Raw genomic sequence first — 18,245 nt, 5'->3', positions numbered from 1 at the left:
TGGCCGTGGCGACCGGTCCGCGAATAATAACAAGGTTAGTGCAGATACATGACTCATACAAGAGTCAATCATAAATCGAATGATGATCCACTCAGTCGAAGGGGGCGGGCTGGTCTGTGTCCAGGTCGGGTTCCGGTCCGGAAACGAGCGCTTCGGCGGTGTCAATCGCGGCTTGATCGACCTGCACCTGGATCCGCACCGCGAGTCCGGCATCCAATGCGGTCGCGGCTTGACGCCGCGTGGCCCCCTGCCGGGCCCGAAGCCGGGCAAAGCGGCTGGGAAGGGTGGCTGTGCCGTCAGGGCGCGTTGAGTCCGCCAGCTGTGCAGCCAGCTTCGTCATGGCGGCAACGTCGTCCACAGGGAGATCGGCGATGGCACTGGCCTGGCCGGAGCCGTCCAGGTAGGACATGGCACCCTCCAGCAGGCGGTGGCGTTGGCCGGCATGTGAGATGAACGCCTGCGTGGGCCCGGCGCCGATGGAAATGTCGGCAGGGAAGTCATAGCCCAGATGATGCAGGTCGAGCGCCTTCACTTCCCGGAAGGCGTAGCCCAAGCCTGGTTCGATGGCCGTGCTGACGGGATCGCCGTCGCCGGCCCCGGACCCCGCGGGCGCCGGACGCAGCACCAGCGATGAGCCGGTGAGCTCCGCCTTCAGGTCGTCGAGCCGTTGATCGTAGATGCGCCGCATGGTTTCGATGCGGTGGTCGAGGACGGTCCGTCCCGCCGTGCCTTCCGTCAGGAGCCGCCCGCCCGGCTGGCCGTAGATTTCCCGGCCCAGGCGCTCGGCTTCCCCGGCGACCTTCATGCGCTGCAGCGAGGCATCGGCACGCAGGCTTATCAACGAGAGCAGCCGCCGGCCGTAGCCGGAAAGCTCCCGATGCTGTTCGTACCAGGCGCCGGCGTCTCCGACGAACGGGAGGAAGTGCTGGTACTTCGCCATCAGCCGGCGGTGATGTTCTTCCTCGAAACGGTAGAAGTCGTAGAGCGGACGGGAATCCAAGGGAATGCCGGCGCGGTCGGCCTTCTCCCATTGCCGCGCCAGAGTGCGGTAGGCGGCTGCGCGCTCCTTGTGATGTTCAAGGCGGGAGGCGTAGCTGCGCAGCCGGAAGCCGAAGGAGACAGGGTCGTCGTCACTGCGGTCTCCTGCTCCGGCGCCCTGGCGGCCGCGGGCCAGTCCGGCCATCTCCTTGTAGTCCATGCCCATGATGTCGAGCATGGGGGTACGGATTCTCAGTTCATCTTCCGGCAAGGCGCGCACCAGCTGGTAGACGGCATTGACCGCTCCTTCGATGATCCGGCCCCGGCCGGCGTCGACAAGCTTCTGCCACGCGGTGGTTCCCAGGCCCTCTTTGGCCCGGCGTTCGTTGGCGTAATCGACGATCTTCTCCATCGCCGCAGGCATTGGCGAACCTGCCCGCTCCAGCTGTTCAGTGACCAGCTCCGTGACCAGCTGGTTGGCCTTGCGCATCCGCCGGTCGTTGCTTCCGGCGCGCCAGAGGGACGTGTCCCTGGGCAGGCAGGCCAGCAGGAACTGGGGGAGCGCCTCGTCGCGCATCCGTTCGTGGGCCCAACGCTTGATGAACGTCGTGACGTTCCTTCTCTCGTAGCCGACGGCGCTGGAGAGGTGGGCCATCGCCTGCTTCTCGTCCAGCCAGGCGTCGACGCCGCGGCGCAGCCGGGACTTATGCCGGTCCAGCAGCTTGCCCCGCTGCCTGCCGTCGCGTGCCGCCGTGCCGGCCCCGGCATCGACCATGGCGAGGTGGCAGTGCAGGTGCCCGGTGTCGACTTGAAGGACTCCGACGTAGCGCAGGTCGTCGAATCCGCTGTTGCCGGAGCTCATCCGCTCAAGACCGTGCATGATCGCCATGCGCAGCTTCATCTGGTCGATGTGGCCCCGGTAATCCCCGGGTTTCCCGCAGTGGAAATCCCGGGCGACGATGCCGTGCTTCTTCAGATACTCCTCGCTGAACGACAGCACCGTCTTGAGCACGGTTTTGCCGTTTTCAAACCCGTTCTGGATGTCCCGGCTGGCCGCCTTCAGCTGCTCGTCCGAGAGTGAGACCGAGCCGTAGCCGAACGCCACACCGCCGTTCCCCTGGGCTTGCCGCATTCCCTCCTTGGCAGCCGTCCGCGTCGGTGCGTGCTCGACAGCAGTTTCACGTGCCATGTACCGGAGGATGAAGTCATCGGTGCGCAGGCGCTGCACCGGAGCCAGCGGCTCCACCGCATGCTCGCGGGCCATGTAGCGCTCGACATAGCTTCCGGGCGTGGCGCCGCGGCTGCCCCTGCCGTCCGGGAGCGGAACGCTGAATTCATTGACGACGACGATCGAAGTGCGCAGATTCACCGCGCACGTCCTTTCGCCGGCTCAGTACTGACGGGGCGCCGCGTGGTCATGGTGACGCTCCAGCTCGGAGGCGCGCCGGGATACCGTCCGCTTCAGTTCCTCGAGAAGGGCTGGTCCCTGAACCGGCGTGCTTTCCGCCGGTGAAGGGCCGGTGTTTTCTTCCTGCGCGAACTGGTCGGTCTCCCGTGGTTCCTGCGCAGCCTCCTTGCCGACCTTCGTGTGCAACGCGCTGGCGATGCGCTCCCGGTAGACGTTCTCGAAGGTTCCGCTCCGGGCTTCGCGGGAGAGACGGTCCTGCTCGGCCTCGGCGTCCAGCCCGGAGGCGACGGCCAGGAGCTGCACGGACAGCTCTTCCTTGGCATCGCGCGCCGTCCCAGGTCCGGCCTCCACCGCGGAGGCGGTCGCGGCAGGCCGCTCGAAATCCGCGTCGTCGAACAGCGACACGATGGCATCGGTGCGGACAGGCCGGTTCTCCTCAAGCGGCTGCTGCTCCTGTTGCCGGATCCTGTCCGTTGAATGGTCAGCGAAGTACGGAATCAGGTCGTAGCCCGAGGACTCAAGGTCGATGGAGAGATTGCCAAGGTTGTGCACCCGGACGAACACGACGGGAATGTCAGGGACATCCGCAGACGTCCCCGAGATGTTCCCGGACGGTCCGGCCGGCGCCAACACGAGCGCGTCGACCGTTGCCGGCAGGCTCCATTCGATCCCGGCCACCTGTTCAGGCACGGTGAACCCGGGGGAGAAGTAGCCCTTCCTCGTCAGTTCGGCCAGCTGGACGTCGTCGAACTCGTAGTAGCCGTCCACGATGTCGCCGCCGCCCGGCGGGAACAGCACTTCGTCGACACCGTGGGGGAGCTGCCCGTGCGGCCGCACCGAGCGCAGCTCGCCGTGCAGGTGGAGATACGGCCGGTAGTTCTTCCCGGGTCCGTGATGCGCCAGTTGCAGCGTTTCGACGAGCACCGCTACCTCTGCAGGGGCGCCCTCGATCAGTTCTGTCTCCACCCCGCGTTCCCGCAGCACGCGATGGGCCCAGACATCGTTCATGGCCAGTCCTGCGATTCTCATCATGGACCCCCCGCTTACTTCCTGGCGGTCTTCGTCCGGGGTGTTCCACCGGCACGCACCGGCTTTCCATCGCCGGAGGCATCCGGCGTCCCTGGGCGGTGGACCGTTCTGAAGGCGTCGATCCGGCGGCTGCCCGCACGCCACAGCCAGCGCAGGATCGCGGTTTCAGCGACGAACAAGACCCCGACGACGAAGACGAAGGGCACAACCCACACGGCAAGGACCCCGTCAAAGGTCAGTTCACCGTCGTCGGCACCGCTCTGCTGGTGCAGGAACATGCCGATCATCGGGATGACGCCGAACGCCGTGCTGAACACGAGCACGTAGGCCGCAAGGAGCGTGGCCAGCCGGATCACTGCGGCCCGGACGAACGCCCGCGCGCTGTTCATGAGCCTGCCCCACACGGAGGCGGCCACGGCCCGCACAGGGTTCTTGTCCCTGGAAGCGGTACCGTCCGCTTTCAGCCGCGGCTTCATCGTGCGTGCTGTCATTGCCGCCATCTGTCTGGCCTCCTGCCGGTCCGGCTCCTGAGCGTGCCATTGGTTCCGCCCGGGCATATCAATAACTGTATCAAGAGATGATTCAAGACATGAGTAACAAGACCTGTTGACTCAAGGGGATGTCCGGGTGTCTCCGGACGCGGGGTACCCCGTCAGCTCGGACACCGTGCCGTCCGCCGCGACCGTGACGTAAAGCAGCATCCGGCGGGTGACGGAGGCCGTGGTGCCCTTCGTCTGCCCTGCACCGCTGGTCGATGAGGTGGGGGTCCCGCTGATGACCAGGTCCGCCATCACGGCGTACCGGTAGCTGGTGCCTGCTATTTCGACGACGTCGACATCGACGTTGCCACCGACGTTCGATGACAATCCCGCGGCGTCGATGTAGTAGTACTTCCTGCCGGTCTTGTCCTGGTTGAAGCCCGCCGGCGGCATGAAGGTGGTGAGGAACCGGCTGCCTTCCGCCAGGTCGTACCGGGCTTTGACCGCCTCGCGGGATTCCCCGTAGCTTTCCCCGGAGTTCCAGGTGAAGGCCGTGGACAGCAACTGCGTGATGATGGCGGTGTCCGTCGACACCCGGTCCGGGCTAATGCCCAGTCCGTCCTGCACGCTCCTGGCGGTCCCAGCAGCTGCCTGGAGGCTTTGTTTCGCGGAGTCGTTTGTCAGCTGCGTGATCTGTGCCTGCTGTGTGGCGAGGGTCCTGGCGTGGGCTGCGTAGTTCGTTCCGGCGAGCGTGACAGCGACGAGGGTCAGGGCCCCGAAGGCGGCCAGCCATCGGTTCGTGGACCGGGTTCCGGAATCCCGTGGCTGTTTGGTCGGTGGCATCATTTGGTCCCCGTTCCGTTTACATTGGACAGCCCGGGCACCTGGTCCGCGAGCGCCGCTGCCGTCATCGGCAGGTGGCGTGCTCCTTCGGCCGTCACCACGAGTGACAGGCGGCTGAACTTCCGCGTTGCGTCCGTGTATGCCGCAGTGGCCCAGGCCAGGACCGTGCCGTTGCGCTCCTTGTTGGCCCAGACCACCTGCGCCGTGGTGGGCGATGACAGGTCGGGCATCACGGCATCGACGGACCACATGTAGCCCGTCGGGTCCGATGCCTTCAGCCCGTCGTACCGGACGTACCACGGAAACCGGGGATCGATCCGTCCGGCATCGAGGACCGGGGCCGTGGTCCACTGGTAGGCCAGTGGCTCCGCGACGGTCAACGACGCCGGATCCCAGTACTGCGCGAGATCCCTGCGGTGCCCGGCGGCGTCCAGGTCCGCCGTGGCGGGTGTTCCGTTTCCGGTGTCCGGTGCGGTGGTGGCAGCGAGGTAGAGCGTCGCGAACCGGTTCTGCCCGTCCGCAACCTTCTGCGCCTGGCCGGCGGCACGCTCTGTGAGTGCTGCGACGGCCTGTCCGTCGACAGCCTTCGAGGTACCTGCCGGCTCCGGGGCGGCGGCCTGCTGCAGCTCCCCGATTGCGGCGAGGTTTGCGTCGTATTCCTTCTCGTATGACGTTCCGGCGAGATTGCTGAAGACGGCTGTGCCCAGCAGGACCACTCCGACGACGGCGGCAACAGTCCGCCGGAAAGTCCGGCTGGTGGCCTCAGGTGTGCGGTACGCCTTCTTCACGGCGGCCCGCTCGCTGCGGTCCGCCACCCAACAGTCGAAGGCGGCCTCGAGTTCTTCCCCGGTGTACGCCCGGGCCTTCGGGACCAGCCGCCGTTTGGCGGTGCCGCCGGCAGGGTCACCGTTGGTTGTCACGTCGGTCTTTTCATCGATCATGCGGTTCCTTTCCGGCGTCATCGTGCGGTGGCCTGTCCGTTTGGCAGCAGCGCATCCTGCATGGGGACGAACATCCACCCCTGGGACCTCATCCGTGCGGCACTGTCTATGCGGACCCGGCCCATGAAGGCGCAGTAGCCCGCCTCGCCGAGGATGACCTTGTCGCCTTGGACACCGAGCACGACCAGCGTGTGGCCTGCGTCGCCCGTACCGGGGCCCGATCCCACCGAATACGGCGTCGGTGTCGGGGACATCTGCTTGCCGGTCTGCTCCGCGACGGCATACGCCGTCCTGATGCCGTCGCCGCCCGGGAACGCCTGGAAGGTCGTGTACTTGTTCAACCAGTACGTCGAAAAGCTGACACAGTTCTCGGCGTGGTTGCTGCCGCACGAACCGGGGCCGCCCTGGTCGCCGTACCGGGCATCGAGGAATTTGTCGCCTTCCCGGTTGTACAGGTCGATCAGCTGCCGGGCCTGCTCCTCGGACATGCCGCCGCTCGTCGGGGTGATGGTCGTCGTCGCGGTGCCGTTCGTATCCGTGCAGCTGCCCGGCGTGAACAAGGCGCCCACCGTCCGGGCCGCCCCGGAAACGAAATCGCCGACGGTGCTGTCGACGGTGGTGCCGTTCAGGTGCCAGCCGGACATCGTCGCGTACCACTGTTCGGCCATGGCGCCGCGGCGTGCCACTCCCGCTGCATCATCGGCCGAGCGTTCCCAGCTGTCGTGGAAGTACCGTGCGGCCGCCGCGGGGGTGCCCTGTGAGGTGCTGATCATCGACGTGAAGACCGTGACGTCGCCGGCGCTGTCGCCGTGCGGGTCCGCCATGAACGCCAGCTGCAGGCCCAGGTTCCACCAGTCGGTGTTCCTGGCCCGGGCGTAGTTGCGCAGCAGGGTGTTCCGGGCACCGGTCCACTGGCCCAGCCCGATGCCGTTGTCCGTGTTTTGCGCCGCGGCCTTCTTCGCATCCGTCATCAGGGCCATGCCAGCGGGGAAGCCCTGGACACTGCCCGGGTCGATGCCCGACTCCTGGGTCCAGTTGCCGAGGATTCCCGCGATGTTTTCGTCGGGCATCCCCTGCCTCTTCAGGACCGACCAGACCTCCCGGGCGTTCTTCTCGCTGTCCGGTGTGGCTGGACCAGTGTCGGGACCGGAGCTCACGGTGGAGACGTTGACCGCCCCGCATGTGCCGGCCAACGGATCGTCGTTCGCAGCGATCGACGTGCTGACAACGCCGATCAGGCCGCCGAGCAACGAGAACACCGTCACACCGGACACTGCCGCACCGGTCACGGTCGCGGCCGTGGCGGAAAGCGCCACGGAGCCGCCGGTGATGAACGCGACGCCTTTGGCGATGCCGGCCCCGATCGCTGCAAAGGGTGCCTTGACCGCGTTCACGATCGCAGCGCCGAGGGAGAAGGCCCACTGAAGCATCATGGCCAGGAAGGAGAGAAGGTACCCGAGCAGGGCGAAGAAGAGCGACTTGAGCCATTGCAGGAAAAGGATCAGCAACAGCAGTCCGGATGCCGGGGGAGCAGCAGCTGCCGCACCAGCGGCGGCAATCTTCCTGCCCGGATCACCGGCGGGTTTCCCGCCGCCGAATTCGTTCCCGGCCCCGGCGGCACCATGGGCGTCCGGTGTCCTCTCGAAGCTCGTTCCGCCGGCACCGAGCCGGTGGGCCGTGGTGTCGCAGGTGTGCGGACCGGACTTCTCCCTGACGTCATCCTTGTTCGCGGCAAGCTGCCTGGCTGCCTCCAGGCCTCCCGTCATGGTGGCGCCGGCCGCCGCCCCTGCTGCGCCGCCCTTCATCGCACCTTCGCCCGCTCCTTGGACAGCGGCCGCGGCAACTTTCTTCACGCCTGCGGCATTCACCGGGTCCTGGAGATCAGCCATTCCTCGTCCTTTCCCGGGTCCGGAGCGGTCAGTGGAACGTCGTCAGGAAGTGGTCGGAGTTGGCGCTGCTTCCGCTGCGCACGTTGAGCAGGTTCACCTCGAGGTTGAGCAGGGCCAGCAGATCGTCCGACTCGTATTTCCGCTTGTCCGCGTAGTACCCCTGGTATGCCTGCGACAGGTTGTTCATCAGCGTCGTCAAGGGGCGCATGGTCACGTCCGAACTCCTGTAGTCGTTGGCCAAGCTCCTGCCGTTGGAGAGTTTCCAGGCCATGCTGTTGATCTGGTTCGACGCGTTGGCCGCGGTGTCCGCTCCAGCGGTGGACTGCTGCTGGAGATAGCCAAGCCAACTGCTCTGCCCGCTCGGCATGATCCTGCCGAGATAGCCGCTCAAGACGTCGCCGTCCCGCCAGTTGAAATCGAAACCGCCAGGAACAACCGTCCTGGTGTTCAGCGCCAGCGTCGACTGCCCGGTTGTGGACTCGGCCGCCGTGCTGCCGGTGACGGTGTCGCCCGAGATGGCGTCAGGAACGGCCGGCGGAAGCAGCGAGACACCGTCGACCTTCGTCGTGGCCAGTTCGCCCGTGTACGTGTTGATCTGCGTCAGGTCGCTGCGCATCAGGGCCAGCTGCCGGTCGAGTTCCGCCCTCGCCGCGGTCTCCTGGGGTTTAATCACGACGTCGTAGTAGGCCCGGGCCGGATCAAAGGCCGGCGCGTCCAGCGAGGGCAGTGTCGTCGCCTGCGCGGCGCCCGGATTGGCGAACACCCGCCACTGGTCGAACCTCGTGAAGCTCGCATCCCCGACCACCTGGTCCTGGGTGGCCCCGGCCTGCTGTTGCTGGGCAAAGGTCAGCTCGGCCTTGGCGCGGACGGTCAGGTTCAGGATCTGCTGCTGGAACGGTGCCGGGCTTTCCAGCATGACGGCGACGTAGCCGGTCGAGCCGAAGACGTGGAAAGAGCCCGTGATGTCAGGCGTCTGAACCCTGGACGTCCTCAGCTTCTCATCGGAGCCGAGAAGAAAAGCCTGGTAGTCGGCGGCGTTGTAGGAGATTTTCGCCTGCGGGTCGAAGTGCATGACGATCAGCGCCCGGGTCCTGGAATCGCTGAGGTAGACGCCGTCGACGGTGCCGGAAAGCCGCGTCTTCGAGGTCGTGAATTTCGTGGTCCACAGTGCGGTGCCGGCCAGCTTGTCCTGACCCGCGGTAAACGCCGAAAATCCGGCCGCGCCCACCACGAGTACGCCGCTGAGCATCAGCACGCCGAAAAAGATCCCGAAGCGCTCAATGGCGTGATGGGAGTCGAGCCTGGTGGCCCGCATGAATGTGGTGAGCCTGGTCTTGAAACCCATAATGTGTCCCGTGTCTGTCGTCCGGCTGCTCCCGGATCACGTCGTGTCGCCGGTTGAGTGCCGGGGCCGGTGAAGCTCAGCGCGTCGGAATTCCGTGTCCGGCATCGCCGTTCCAGGGCTGGATGATGACCGTGCCGCCGCCGAGCTCCTGGATGGTGGTCTGGCCGCCCGAGCCCACGGTGCTGACCAGCGTCCAGCCGCCCGTGCCGAGTGCGCCGCCGACCAGGATCAGCATGATGATCTGGGTCCAGCCGTGCTGGCCGCCGTGCTGCTGGCCGCCCAGGAGCTTCTTGATGAGCAGGACGCCGCCCCAGACCAGGCCTACCGCGCCCATGAGCATGAGCAGGCCGCCGCCGATGCCCTGGACGTAGGTCTTCGCGTTCTCGAAAAACGACCTCAGGTCCCAGGCCGCACTCACAGCCCGCAGTCCGGGCGGCGGAACTGCCGCCTGCGCATCAATGAGTGAGCGCATGGCGGACTCGGTGATCGGATTCATCGCTGTTCTCCTCGTGGTCATCCCGCTCGTCCGGACGGTCCCGGGCACATCAATGACTCTTATTCGAATAGTCTATCGATAGATAACTTGAAAAACCATTGATTCGGGACCCTGGCGCGTTATCCATTCCGGGCGAAGCGGGAGGAAAAGTGCCTGCCCGACGGGGCCCGTCCTGTGGATTCCGCAGATAAGATCGGATAGTGTGCGTAATGCGCACCATGGGCGAGAGCCCTCAGTCACCACCGAAAGCGGAAAGCCGCACGATGCCAACTCCACTGCCTTCCGACATCTTTGCCCGCCGGCTGCGGACCGAACGGGAACGCCGGAAGATCAGTCAGGCCGAGCTCGCGCGCCGGATGGCCCAGGTCCTGGACAGCAACGTCGATCCATCGGCAGTGACACGCATCGAGCAGCAGACCCGGGCCGTGCGCCTCGACGAAGCGGTCGCCGTGGCCGCGGTGCTCGATGTGCCGATCGCTGCCTTGCTGGCCGACCCTGACGCCGACCGGAACGAAGCCCTGAAGCAGCAGTATCTGGCTGAGCTTGCGGCGGCCTACCGCCGGTGGGAGGAGACCCGGCAGGAGATCGGCCGGCTGACCGGACTCATCCAGAGCCTCAGCATGGACCAGTCGGGCATCCACGACCCTGCCGGCGGTGAAAAAGGCACCGGGTCATAACCCCAGGCACATGACGCTGTTGCGTGCAGCGGGATTGAACTCGCGGTCGTAGACATTCACCGTCTCGGCCTTCCGCCAGCGGCCTGCACGCATGATTTCCCCGGTGCTCGCTCCGTTGGGGTTAATCGACGACACCGTGGCGGCTTCTACGCGTTTTCCGGTCGCAATCGCGAGACGTTCCAACCCGACACCGTTCGGCTGCCAGTCGTGCGTCAGCTGAGTAAGGCGAGGGTGTGTCAGCGGAAGCTCGTCCAGTAAGCCCTCCCGCACTCGGATCACGAAGAATCCGACATCCAAAAGAGCTTGCGTTTTGGCTGCATCCTGCACGAAGCGGTTGCGATGCCACCAAGCACCGTCGTACTCGATCACAAACCTAAGCTCAGGGATGACGATGTCGCAGCGCATGCCGCCCTTGGTCGACCCCTGGATTCCCGGAGATCCGCCGTGCGTAATGCCAGGAAATCGATCGAGCAGCAATTCGCGCAGTCTCGACTCCGTCGGCCACGTTCTGCATGTCGGACAATTGCTACCGGATCGAGTGCGGTGCTTCACCATGGTCCGCCACTCATGGCCCTGGTCGCAGAGCCACCACAACGTCTTGCTGCTGAAGGCCATAACTTCGCTGGGTGAACACGCGATTGAGTCCATAGAGGCTCGAAGAACCAATCAAAGACCAAGAGATGTCACAGCGTTGCGCTGCAAGGGCAGCCATTCTCTATCGTAGATCTCGACCATGCGATCAGATTTGTGCCGCGTTTGCCGTCGAACGTCACTCGGGTCCGCGCCGTTGCGACGTGCTTGCGTAACGAACCCCGACCTTAAACTGTGGAATCCATAGGCTGAAGGATTCATCCCGGCCTCGGACATGCGCGTGAGCAGCATCGTATGCAGGGCATCTCCGGTGACGCCCTGCGCGTGGATGCGGGCGCTCCTCCGGTTCCGGTAGGTCGCGCGGAGCAGAGGAGTGGCCGAATCCAGGTCGGCGCTGCTGATCAGCGGCGTCGATCCATCTGCTCCGCACACGTGGGTGTCCAGCTGATACCCGTACAGCAGTCTCATGGTCGACCTGCGGTCAGCGCACGCTCCCATCAGCGCGACCCACCGATGGACCGCGCACGGTGCACAGGTCCGGGGCGACCCGCCGAACGGAAGGACGACGACGTCCGGTTGGCTGTTGTCCTGGTCGGCTTTGGACGCCCCGACATGGATATGGACACCGTCGAGCCGGTTCAGTTCCATGCTCTTCAGGGACAGGGCCGCCGCTTCGCCGCGCCTGAGCGCCCCCGCGAAGCCCAGCCAGATCGCCAGCTCATCGCGTGCGGCAGAGACCCCGGCCGGATAGACGTCATGGTCCATGGCCCGGATGATCCGCAGGACGTCGTCCAGCAGCAAGGGCCTCTTCCTCACGGCCCGGGTCGCACGCAGCTTTGCCAGGCCGCGGACGAGGCCGGTCACGCCGCGGTGGCCGGTCGGATCCAGCAGGCCTTCACGCAGATGCTTCTCTGCAATGCCGGCCAGCCGCTGACGGATCGTGGCGACCGAAAACCGCGGCAGGCCGTGCTCATCCGTCTGCACCGACATCCATGCCACGTGCCACCGCACCGTCTCAGGGTGGGCCGGCAGCGCGTCCAGGCCGTGCACGGCGCAGAAGGTTTCAAAGGAGCGCCACGCCTTCACGTACGCGCGCCGCGTGTTCGCGGAAAGAGTGTGGGTCTCCAGACCCCGGGAGACGGCTTCGAGCTCGCGGAGTTCATCATCAATTTCAGGTTCCGGCGGCCATGACGGGGCGCTCAGTGCAGCCAGTTTGGTGTGAGGAGTCATCACACCAGTGTCGACTCATTGATCCGGTATTCCAAGGCTGACTCATCATTCAATACAAACTCGGCCGGCACGGTGGATCCAGCCATCCTCATGCCTGATGCCGTTGTCGAACATGCAGCCGGCGGGCGCTCGTGGGCAGGCGGGTATCCTCCGGCGACTGCTGCCCAGGCACTGTCCGGCGGGGCGAAAAGGACCGGCGGCTGTCGTCCGAAGAAGCGACGACAGCTGCCGGTCCGTGGGGCTACTTGAGCCAGGCGGCCACTTGATCGGGGTGGGCGTCGACCCACTTCTTGGCGGCAGCCTCAGGCTTCATACCGCCCTGGATGTCCGTTGCAACGGAGTTCTGGTCGGCATTGGTCCAGGTGAACGCCTTGGCCAGCTTCGCAGCGGGGGAACCGCTGTCCGCGAACTTCTTGGAGATGATTTTGTTCAACTTGTAGTCGGGGTAGTCACAGGCAACCTTCTCCGGGTCCGAGTCGCAGCCGGGGGTGTAGGGAGGCAAGCTGACCTTCTTCAGGGGTACCTCCGAGAGGAACCACTGCGGTTCGTAGAAGTAGCCGAGCAACGGGGTCTTGTTCTTCTCGGCGGTGCGGAAGGACTGGATCAGGGCAGCTTCCGAACCGGAGAAGACCACCTTGTAGTTCAGGCCAAGGTTTTTGACGAGGGCTTCGTCGTTGGTGACGAAGGCGGGGTCGCCGTCCAGGACCTGGCCTTTGCCGCTGGATTCGGAGGTGGCAAAGAGGGAGGCGTACTTGTCGAGGTTCTTGTAATCCAGGATGTCCGGGTACTTCTGGACCATCCATGGCGGTACGTACCAGCCGATGTGTCCTTCGTTGCCGGTGGGTCCGGCGTCGACCGCCACTTTCTGGTCAGTGATGTACTGCTTCGCAAGGTCGGCGTGGCCCCAGTTCTCCATGATGACGTCGACTTCGCCGGAGCCGAAGCCCTGCCAGGAGATCTGTTCGGAGAGTTCCTTCTGGGTGACCGTGCAGCCGAGCTTGTTTTGTGCGACGTAGCTGTAGACGGCAGCGTCGGCGGTGTAACCGACCCACGCGTTGAGCGCGACGTTGACGGATCCGCACGGGGTGGCGCTGCCATTGCCCGCTACTGCTTGGTTGACTGTTGCGCCACCGCAGCCGGCGAGCATCAGGGCGGCCGCGGCTGTTCCCGCCAGGGCGGGTAGGGTGCGTTTCAAGAGTTGACTGGTTCTACTCATGGTGGAGGCTCCTTGCTGGAGTGGTGCATTGGGGGATGGGGAGGCGTTTAGTGGCGCACGGGTTTTCCCGGCGCCGTCTTCCGGGCGGGGCGGACCGCGGCGGCTTGGGTCATGCGGTCCAGGAGGATTCCGAGGAAGACGATGGCGAGGCCGGCGGCGAGCCCCTTGCCGAAGAGCGAGCTTTGGACGAACCCGGCGACCACGTCGTAGCCCAGGCCGCCGGCGCCGACCAGGGCTCCGACGACCACCATGGCCAGGACGTAGATCAGGCCTTGGTTCGCAGCGAGGGCCAGGGACTTGCGGGCCATGGGCAATTGGACTTTGGTGATGATCTGCCACGGCGTGGACCCTGCGGAAACTGCGGCTTCCATGACGGTGGGGGAAATCGCTGCGATCCCGTCGGCCGTGATCTTGATGGCCACGGGTGCGGCATAGATGATGCCGGCGACGATCGCGGTGAAGCGTGTGGCGCCGAACAGGCCCAGGAAGGGAACGAGGTACACGAACGCAGGCATGGTCTGCCCGGCGTCGAGCAGGGGCCGCATGATCTGGTCCACCCGGTTGGAGCGGCCCATGGCGACGCCGAAGATGACGCCCAGGATCATGACGACGGACGTCGCGACCAGTGTCCCTGCGAGGGTGACCATTGCGTCGCTCCACAGGCCCAGGCAAATGATCACGGCAAGGCAGGCCGCTGCGACAAGGCCCAGCTGCCAACGGCCGAGCGCGCAGGCCACGGCAATAATCACCAGGGCCAGGAGATAGAACGGGGTGTCCGTCAGCAGCGACTGGAAGGGGTTCAGGACCCCGTTCGTCACGCCCTCGCGAAGGGACACAGTCAGGAAGAACAGGTTCGTCTGCAGCCACTGGCTGGCCGCTGTGACGCCGTCGACGATTCCCGGCCCGATGTTGAGGTCCTTGGGGAACACTGCAGCCCAGAGCATGGTGCGGGAGAGCTGGATCGCTGCAAGCACCACCACGAACCCCGCACCGAGCAGGATGTACCGGGTCCGGCGCGAAATCCGCCGGTTGCGGGCCGCTCCCGGTTCGGCACGCCGGCTCGCCGCGGTCGTGACGCGGTCCAGTGCGATGGCGAGCAGGACGATCGACAGGCCGGCGTTCACGGCCGTTCCGACGTCGAGCGATTGCAGGGCGCGGACCACCACCTGTCCCAGCCCGGGGGCTGCGATGAGGGCCGCGATGGTGACCATGGACAGCGCGGCCATGGTGGTTTGGTTGATGCCCATTACGATGGTTCGCCGGGCCAGCGGCAGTTGCAGCGTGATGAGGCGTTGCACGCCCGTTGTTCCAAGGGAGTCGGAGGCTTCGCGGGTGTCTGCCGGAATGCCCCTGATCCCGTGCGCGGTCAGCCGGATGACGGGCGGCGCCGCGTAGATGACGGTGGCGATGACCGCCGAGGCCGGGCCGATCAGGAAGATCAGCGCCAGCGGGGCAAGGTAGACGAACGTGGGCAGGATCTGCATGAAGTCCAGCACCGGGGTGATGACCTTCGAGACGCGGGCGGAGATCCCGGCCAGGATCCCGAGCGGAATGCCGGTCAGCAGCGTGAACAGCACGGCCGTGAGGACCAGGGCGAAGCTGTACGCGGCGTCGACGAAAAGCCCTTGCAGGCCGAAGAAGATGAACACGGCGACGGTCAGCAGTGCCACCCGGATGTTCCCGGCGGCCCAGGCGATCCAGCCCAACAGCGCGACGGTTCCCAGCCAGCCGATCTCGGGGAGGCGAAGGCCGGTGGTGCTCGCGGCGAAGATACCGGTGAACAGGTTCGCGACGACGTCGACGGCGGAACGCAGCGGGGTGAGGAGGTATTGGAAGACGGGGTTGTCAGCGCGGTTGTCCGCGACCCACGCATTGACCTGGTTCAGGGTACGGTGCAGGTCCGTCAGCTCCGACGCCGGCAGGTTCAAGGTCGCCGTGCCGTGCAGGAAGATGAACCCGAGAAGCCATGCGACGGCGGCCCCGCCAAGCAGGATGGTCCGCCGGCCAAGGCGTCGCCGCTGCGGACGGACCGCGGCTGGAGGTGTGTTCCGGACAGGGACGCGTTCGCGGATGAGGGTGGACATCACGCCGCCGCTTCCGTGCCGAGGATGACCGAAAGGATGCTGTCGCGGTCGATCTGTCCGGTGATCCTGCCCGCGTCTTCCACCAGCACAGGACAGGAAGAATTCATCACGGCAGGGATGGCGTCCCGGATGACCGTGCCCGCGGCCAGGACCGGAGCGTCGGCCGGAGTCCCGAACGCCACAGGGCCGGTGATCCACTTCAGGGTCAGGACATCGGCCCGGGGCACTTCGGAGACGAAATCGGCGATGTACTGATCCGCCGGGGAACCGACGAGGTCGTCGCCGGTGCCGCACTGGACCATCTCGCCGTTGCGCATGATCAGGATCCGGTCCCCAAGCTTGAGCGCTTCGGAGAGATCGTGGGTGACGAAGACCATCGTCTTGCCCATCTCCTTGTGCAAGCGGATCACTTCTGCCTGCATATCGCGGCGGATCAGCGGGTCCAGTGCCGAGAACGGCTCATCGAACAAGATCGTGTCCGGATCCCCGGCAAGGGCCCGCCCGAGTCCGACACGCTGCTGCATGCCGCCCGAAAGCTGGTCCGGGAAGTGCTGCTCGTACCCCTTCAAACCGACCAACTCGATGATCTCCCGGGACTTCGCGTAACGCTGGGCTTTGCCCGCCCCGCGGATCTGCAGTCCGTAGGAGACGTTGTCCAGGACCGTGCGGTGCGGCAAGAGACCGAAATGCTGGAAGACCATGGACATCTTGCGTCGGCGCAGTTCCCGCAGTTCCCCGGTCCCTGCCTCCAGTACATCTTTGCCATCGACCAGCACGCGACCGGACGTCGGCTCGATCAAGCGGGTCAGGCAACGGATCAGGGTCGACTTGCCGGACCCGGACAAGCCCATGACCACGAAAACCTCCCCTTTCCCGACGTCGAAATTCATGTCCCGCACGGCCGCGTTGCAGCCGGTCCGCGCCAGCAACTCGGCTGCACTCAGTGCCGAGAGCGAGGCGTCCTTCGGGATCTTTTCCCCGCCTGGCCCAAAGACTTTCCAAAGATTGCGGACGGATATGTCAGGATTGCTCATTGCTGTACTCCTGCTAGGCGGCTCGAACCAATGGCTGCGGCCGGGCTGATGTATTGCCGGATGTGGTTTCCCGGTATGTGGCCACATGTGCGAGCCTTGGCTCGCGGCCATTCCGGGATTGCCCGAAGCCGCCCCATTCGGCCTGCGGAAGGTAAGGGTGGTGGTCGTTGATCCGGACCGTCGGTGCGGACTATCCGGCTGAAATGTGTCCGTCCACCGTGAGTCCGGGCGGCAGGTTGGGCGCGTCCCCGGATTCCTTGACCATGATCCGGCCGTCCACCACGAGGACCTCGTGCACCCTTACCGGCAGCTTGGCGGGCGGGGCATCGGCGGCTCCGGTGCGGAGGTTGAACTTCGACGCGTGAAGGGGGCATTCCACCCAGCAGTCCTCCACCCAGCCATCGGTCAGAGAAGCGTCCTGGTGCGTGCAGGTGTCGTCGAGCGCGAAGAGTTCGCCTTCCTCGGTGTGGAAAACGGCAATGGGCGGGGACGTCTCAAGTCGAATGGCGTCTCCCGGGGCCAACGCGCTGAGCGGGCAAGCACTGTGCATTTCACGAACCTCTTTCACCGGTCAGGCCAGACCCCGTCGAGTTGTCTATCGATCAACATGAATCACGATACGCAACAGAGTGACGGTGCTCACATGCCCTTGTCAAGGGTTGGCCGGGTATTCAGCGAACCCTTGACGCGGACCATATGACGGGGCCACACTGTTGCGGATAACGAAATTCGTTGCGCCTTCCGAGGCGTCTGTGATGGACGGATGAGCAGGCCGGTTGAAGCCCGGGCAACACGGATCGGCGAGGAGGATGCCGGGCGGCACTGGCTATCGTTTACGCATGATTGGCCGGCCAACACTGACATATATTGTGAGCAGGGCTGGCAATGAGGTTTATGCGGGGATTACCAAAGATATAGGCCGAAGGGTCAGTCAGCACGGCGCCCGTTTCTCTATACGACCAATAACAGCCTTCCCGCTTGTCCGTGGCGCAGCACGTGCGATCGAGCACGCGCTGATTATTCGCACTCCCGGCTTTGAGAATAAAATCAACAGCATCTGTCCACAAAGACCGTTCTACCAAGATGCGGTTGACTGGGGGTGAGGGTTGGTTGAAGGCGGGAAGTCTCTAATGGAGTCTGTTCAGACGAATATGCACATACTCAAACCTTCGAGGAAGGGACCACTTCCGGGCGATGTATTTGTGCTCCAGATGCCGGACGAAATGTATTCTTTCGGACGCGTGATAAGCACCTCGGCGATGGTCGGTGGCCGAATCCAGGCCCAACTCATCTACGTCTATAAAGTTCGGTCGGATTCGAAAGCTCTTCCTGAGCGATCCGAACTGCGGAGCGACTGTTTGTTGATCCCACCGATGATGACCAACCGTTTGCCATGGTCACGAGGCTACCTAGAAACCGTCGCCAATTTACCGCTTGAACGCGATGATGTTCTCTCCCAGCACTGCTTCTTCGATTCTTCCTTCCGAAAGTACGTTGATGAGTTCGGTGATGACCTTCCTGGACCCGTTGAACCTGTAGGCGAACACGGTCTCCAGAGTTTCAGGACCATCGACGATTCCGTCAGTGCTGTATTGGGAATCCCTCTCGTCCCCGATGCTTAACATGGAGGGACCCCTCCCAGCACGATGATGTGTGTTAGCTGCGTCTATCCGGAATTCTGTACTTTCCAGTATGAAGCTATCGTGTCTAGTGTCGCGTTTCTGAAGTAGTTAAGCGGTTGGCTTTTGCGAGGATTTGTTCGGGGGTTTTGGTCCAGACGAACGGGTGGCATCGGTCGTTCCAGCCGGTGATGAACTGGCGGATTTTCTGGTTGAGGTCTTTGACGCTTGTGAAGACGCCGCGCCGGATGGCCTGCCGGTCGATGATGCCGAACCAGACTTCGACGAGATTCAGCCAGGATCCCGAGGTAGGAGTGAAGTGGACGGTGAAGCGGGGATGGGCCGCAAGCCATGCCTTGACTTCGGGGGTCTTGTGCGTGGCGTAG

Annotated in this window: 17 protein-coding genes and 2 pseudogenes; 2 read left to right on the top strand and 17 right to left on the bottom strand. The window is 64.7% G+C overall.

Annotation, left to right across the window (positions count from 1 at the left end):
- Nucleotides 1–91 precede the first annotated feature (91 nt).
- The 8 genes from mobL to E1809_RS22130 form a co-directional block, all read right to left on the bottom strand.
- Nucleotides 92–2,347: a relaxase MobL gene (mobL, locus tag E1809_RS22165; RefSeq protein WP_133206411.1), complete on the bottom strand. Its 2,256-nt coding sequence runs from the start codon at nt 2,345–2,347 to the stop codon at nt 92–94.
- A gap of 21 nt (nt 2,348–2,368) precedes the next feature.
- On the bottom strand, nt 2,369–3,418 hold the full coding sequence (locus tag E1809_RS22160) for a hypothetical protein (RefSeq protein WP_133206410.1): 1,050 nt from the start codon (nt 3,416–3,418) through the stop codon (nt 2,369–2,371).
- A gap of 11 nt (nt 3,419–3,429) precedes the next feature.
- Entirely contained in the window at nt 3,430–3,915 is a 486-nt protein-coding gene (locus E1809_RS22155) for a hypothetical protein (RefSeq protein WP_133206409.1), read from the bottom strand.
- A 111-nt stretch (nt 3,916–4,026) separates the two neighbouring features.
- Complete coding sequence (locus E1809_RS22150) at nt 4,027–4,740, bottom strand: hypothetical protein (RefSeq protein WP_133206408.1); 714 nt, start codon at nt 4,738–4,740, stop codon at nt 4,027–4,029.
- Complete coding sequence (locus tag E1809_RS22145; RefSeq protein WP_133206407.1) at nt 4,737–5,678, bottom strand: hypothetical protein; 942 nt, start codon at nt 5,676–5,678, stop codon at nt 4,737–4,739. Before E1809_RS22145 ends, E1809_RS22150 begins: the two co-directional genes overlap by 4 nt.
- A gap of 17 nt (nt 5,679–5,695) precedes the next feature.
- Entirely contained in the window at nt 5,696–7,567 is a 1,872-nt protein-coding gene (locus tag E1809_RS22140) for a phage tail tip lysozyme (protein ID WP_133206406.1), read from the bottom strand.
- Between the two features lie 28 nt (nt 7,568–7,595).
- Entirely contained in the window at nt 7,596–8,912 is a 1,317-nt protein-coding gene (locus tag E1809_RS22135; RefSeq protein ID WP_133206405.1) for a hypothetical protein, read from the bottom strand.
- Nucleotides 8,913–8,988: 76 nt separating this feature from the next.
- A complete protein-coding gene (locus E1809_RS22130) occupies nt 8,989–9,408 on the bottom strand; it encodes a hypothetical protein (RefSeq protein WP_133206404.1) in 420 nt (139 codons plus the stop codon).
- Nucleotides 9,409–9,617: 209 nt separating this feature from the next.
- Here E1809_RS22130 and E1809_RS22125 point away from each other — a divergent pair, with 209 nt between their 5' ends.
- Complete coding sequence (locus E1809_RS22125) at nt 9,618–10,085, top strand: helix-turn-helix domain-containing protein (protein ID WP_205754302.1); 468 nt, start codon at nt 9,618–9,620, stop codon at nt 10,083–10,085.
- Here the strand turns inward: E1809_RS22125 and E1809_RS22120 are convergent.
- The 7 genes and pseudogenes from E1809_RS22120 to E1809_RS22090 form a co-directional block, all read right to left on the bottom strand.
- Nucleotides 10,080–10,562 (bottom strand): DUF559 domain-containing protein, encoded by a 483-nt coding sequence (locus tag E1809_RS22120; RefSeq protein ID WP_235835728.1) that lies wholly within the window; start codon nt 10,560–10,562, stop codon nt 10,080–10,082. The genes E1809_RS22125 and E1809_RS22120 overlap by 6 nt on opposite strands.
- A gap of 42 nt (nt 10,563–10,604) precedes the next feature.
- Nucleotides 10,605–10,733 (bottom strand): annotated as a pseudogene (locus E1809_RS28065) (zinc-ribbon domain-containing protein); the annotation flags it as partial.
- An 18-nt stretch (nt 10,734–10,751) separates the two neighbouring features.
- Nucleotides 10,752–11,906, bottom strand: coding sequence for a site-specific integrase (locus E1809_RS22115; RefSeq protein WP_133206402.1), 1,155 nt, complete (start codon nt 11,904–11,906; stop codon nt 10,752–10,754).
- Nucleotides 11,907–12,147: 241 nt separating this feature from the next.
- Nucleotides 12,148–13,122, bottom strand: coding sequence for an ABC transporter substrate-binding protein (locus E1809_RS22110; protein WP_205754301.1), 975 nt, complete (start codon nt 13,120–13,122; stop codon nt 12,148–12,150).
- Between the two features lie 47 nt (nt 13,123–13,169).
- A complete protein-coding gene (locus E1809_RS22105; protein ID WP_133206429.1) occupies nt 13,170–15,206 on the bottom strand; it encodes an ABC transporter permease in 2,037 nt (678 codons plus the stop codon).
- Nucleotides 15,206–16,240 carry a quaternary amine ABC transporter ATP-binding protein gene (locus E1809_RS22100; protein WP_133206401.1) on the bottom strand — a complete coding sequence of 345 codons (1,035 nt, stop codon included), beginning with the start codon at nt 16,238–16,240 and terminating at the stop codon, nt 15,206–15,208. The genes E1809_RS22105 and E1809_RS22100 overlap by 1 nt, the downstream gene beginning before the upstream one ends.
- 190 nt (nt 16,241–16,430) lie before the next feature.
- Nucleotides 16,431–16,790, bottom strand: coding sequence for a bifunctional 3-phenylpropionate/cinnamic acid dioxygenase ferredoxin subunit (locus tag E1809_RS22090; protein ID WP_133206400.1), 360 nt, complete (start codon nt 16,788–16,790; stop codon nt 16,431–16,433).
- 580 nt (nt 16,791–17,370) lie between these two features.
- On the opposite strand from E1809_RS22090, the pseudogene E1809_RS28060 reads away from it, so the two are divergent.
- Nucleotides 17,371–17,643 (top strand): annotated as a pseudogene (locus E1809_RS28060) (Imm26 family immunity protein); the annotation flags it as partial.
- Nucleotides 17,644–17,667: 24 nt separating this feature from the next.
- Here the strand turns inward: E1809_RS28060 and E1809_RS27545 are convergent.
- Entirely contained in the window at nt 17,668–17,865 is a 198-nt protein-coding gene (locus tag E1809_RS27545; RefSeq protein ID WP_235835727.1) for a hypothetical protein, read from the bottom strand.
- 82 nt (nt 17,866–17,947) lie between these two features.
- Nucleotides 17,948–18,245: transposase (locus E1809_RS22080; protein WP_205754049.1), on the bottom strand; the 298-nt coding region annotated here is incomplete at its 5' end.

This window comes from Arthrobacter terricola, from assembly GCF_004354015.1.
Lineage (GTDB): Bacteria > Actinomycetota > Actinomycetes > Actinomycetales > Micrococcaceae > Arthrobacter > Arthrobacter terricola.
The sequence above is the reverse complement of the archived record's forward strand: the minus strand, read 5'-3'. Positions and strand labels throughout refer to the sequence as shown.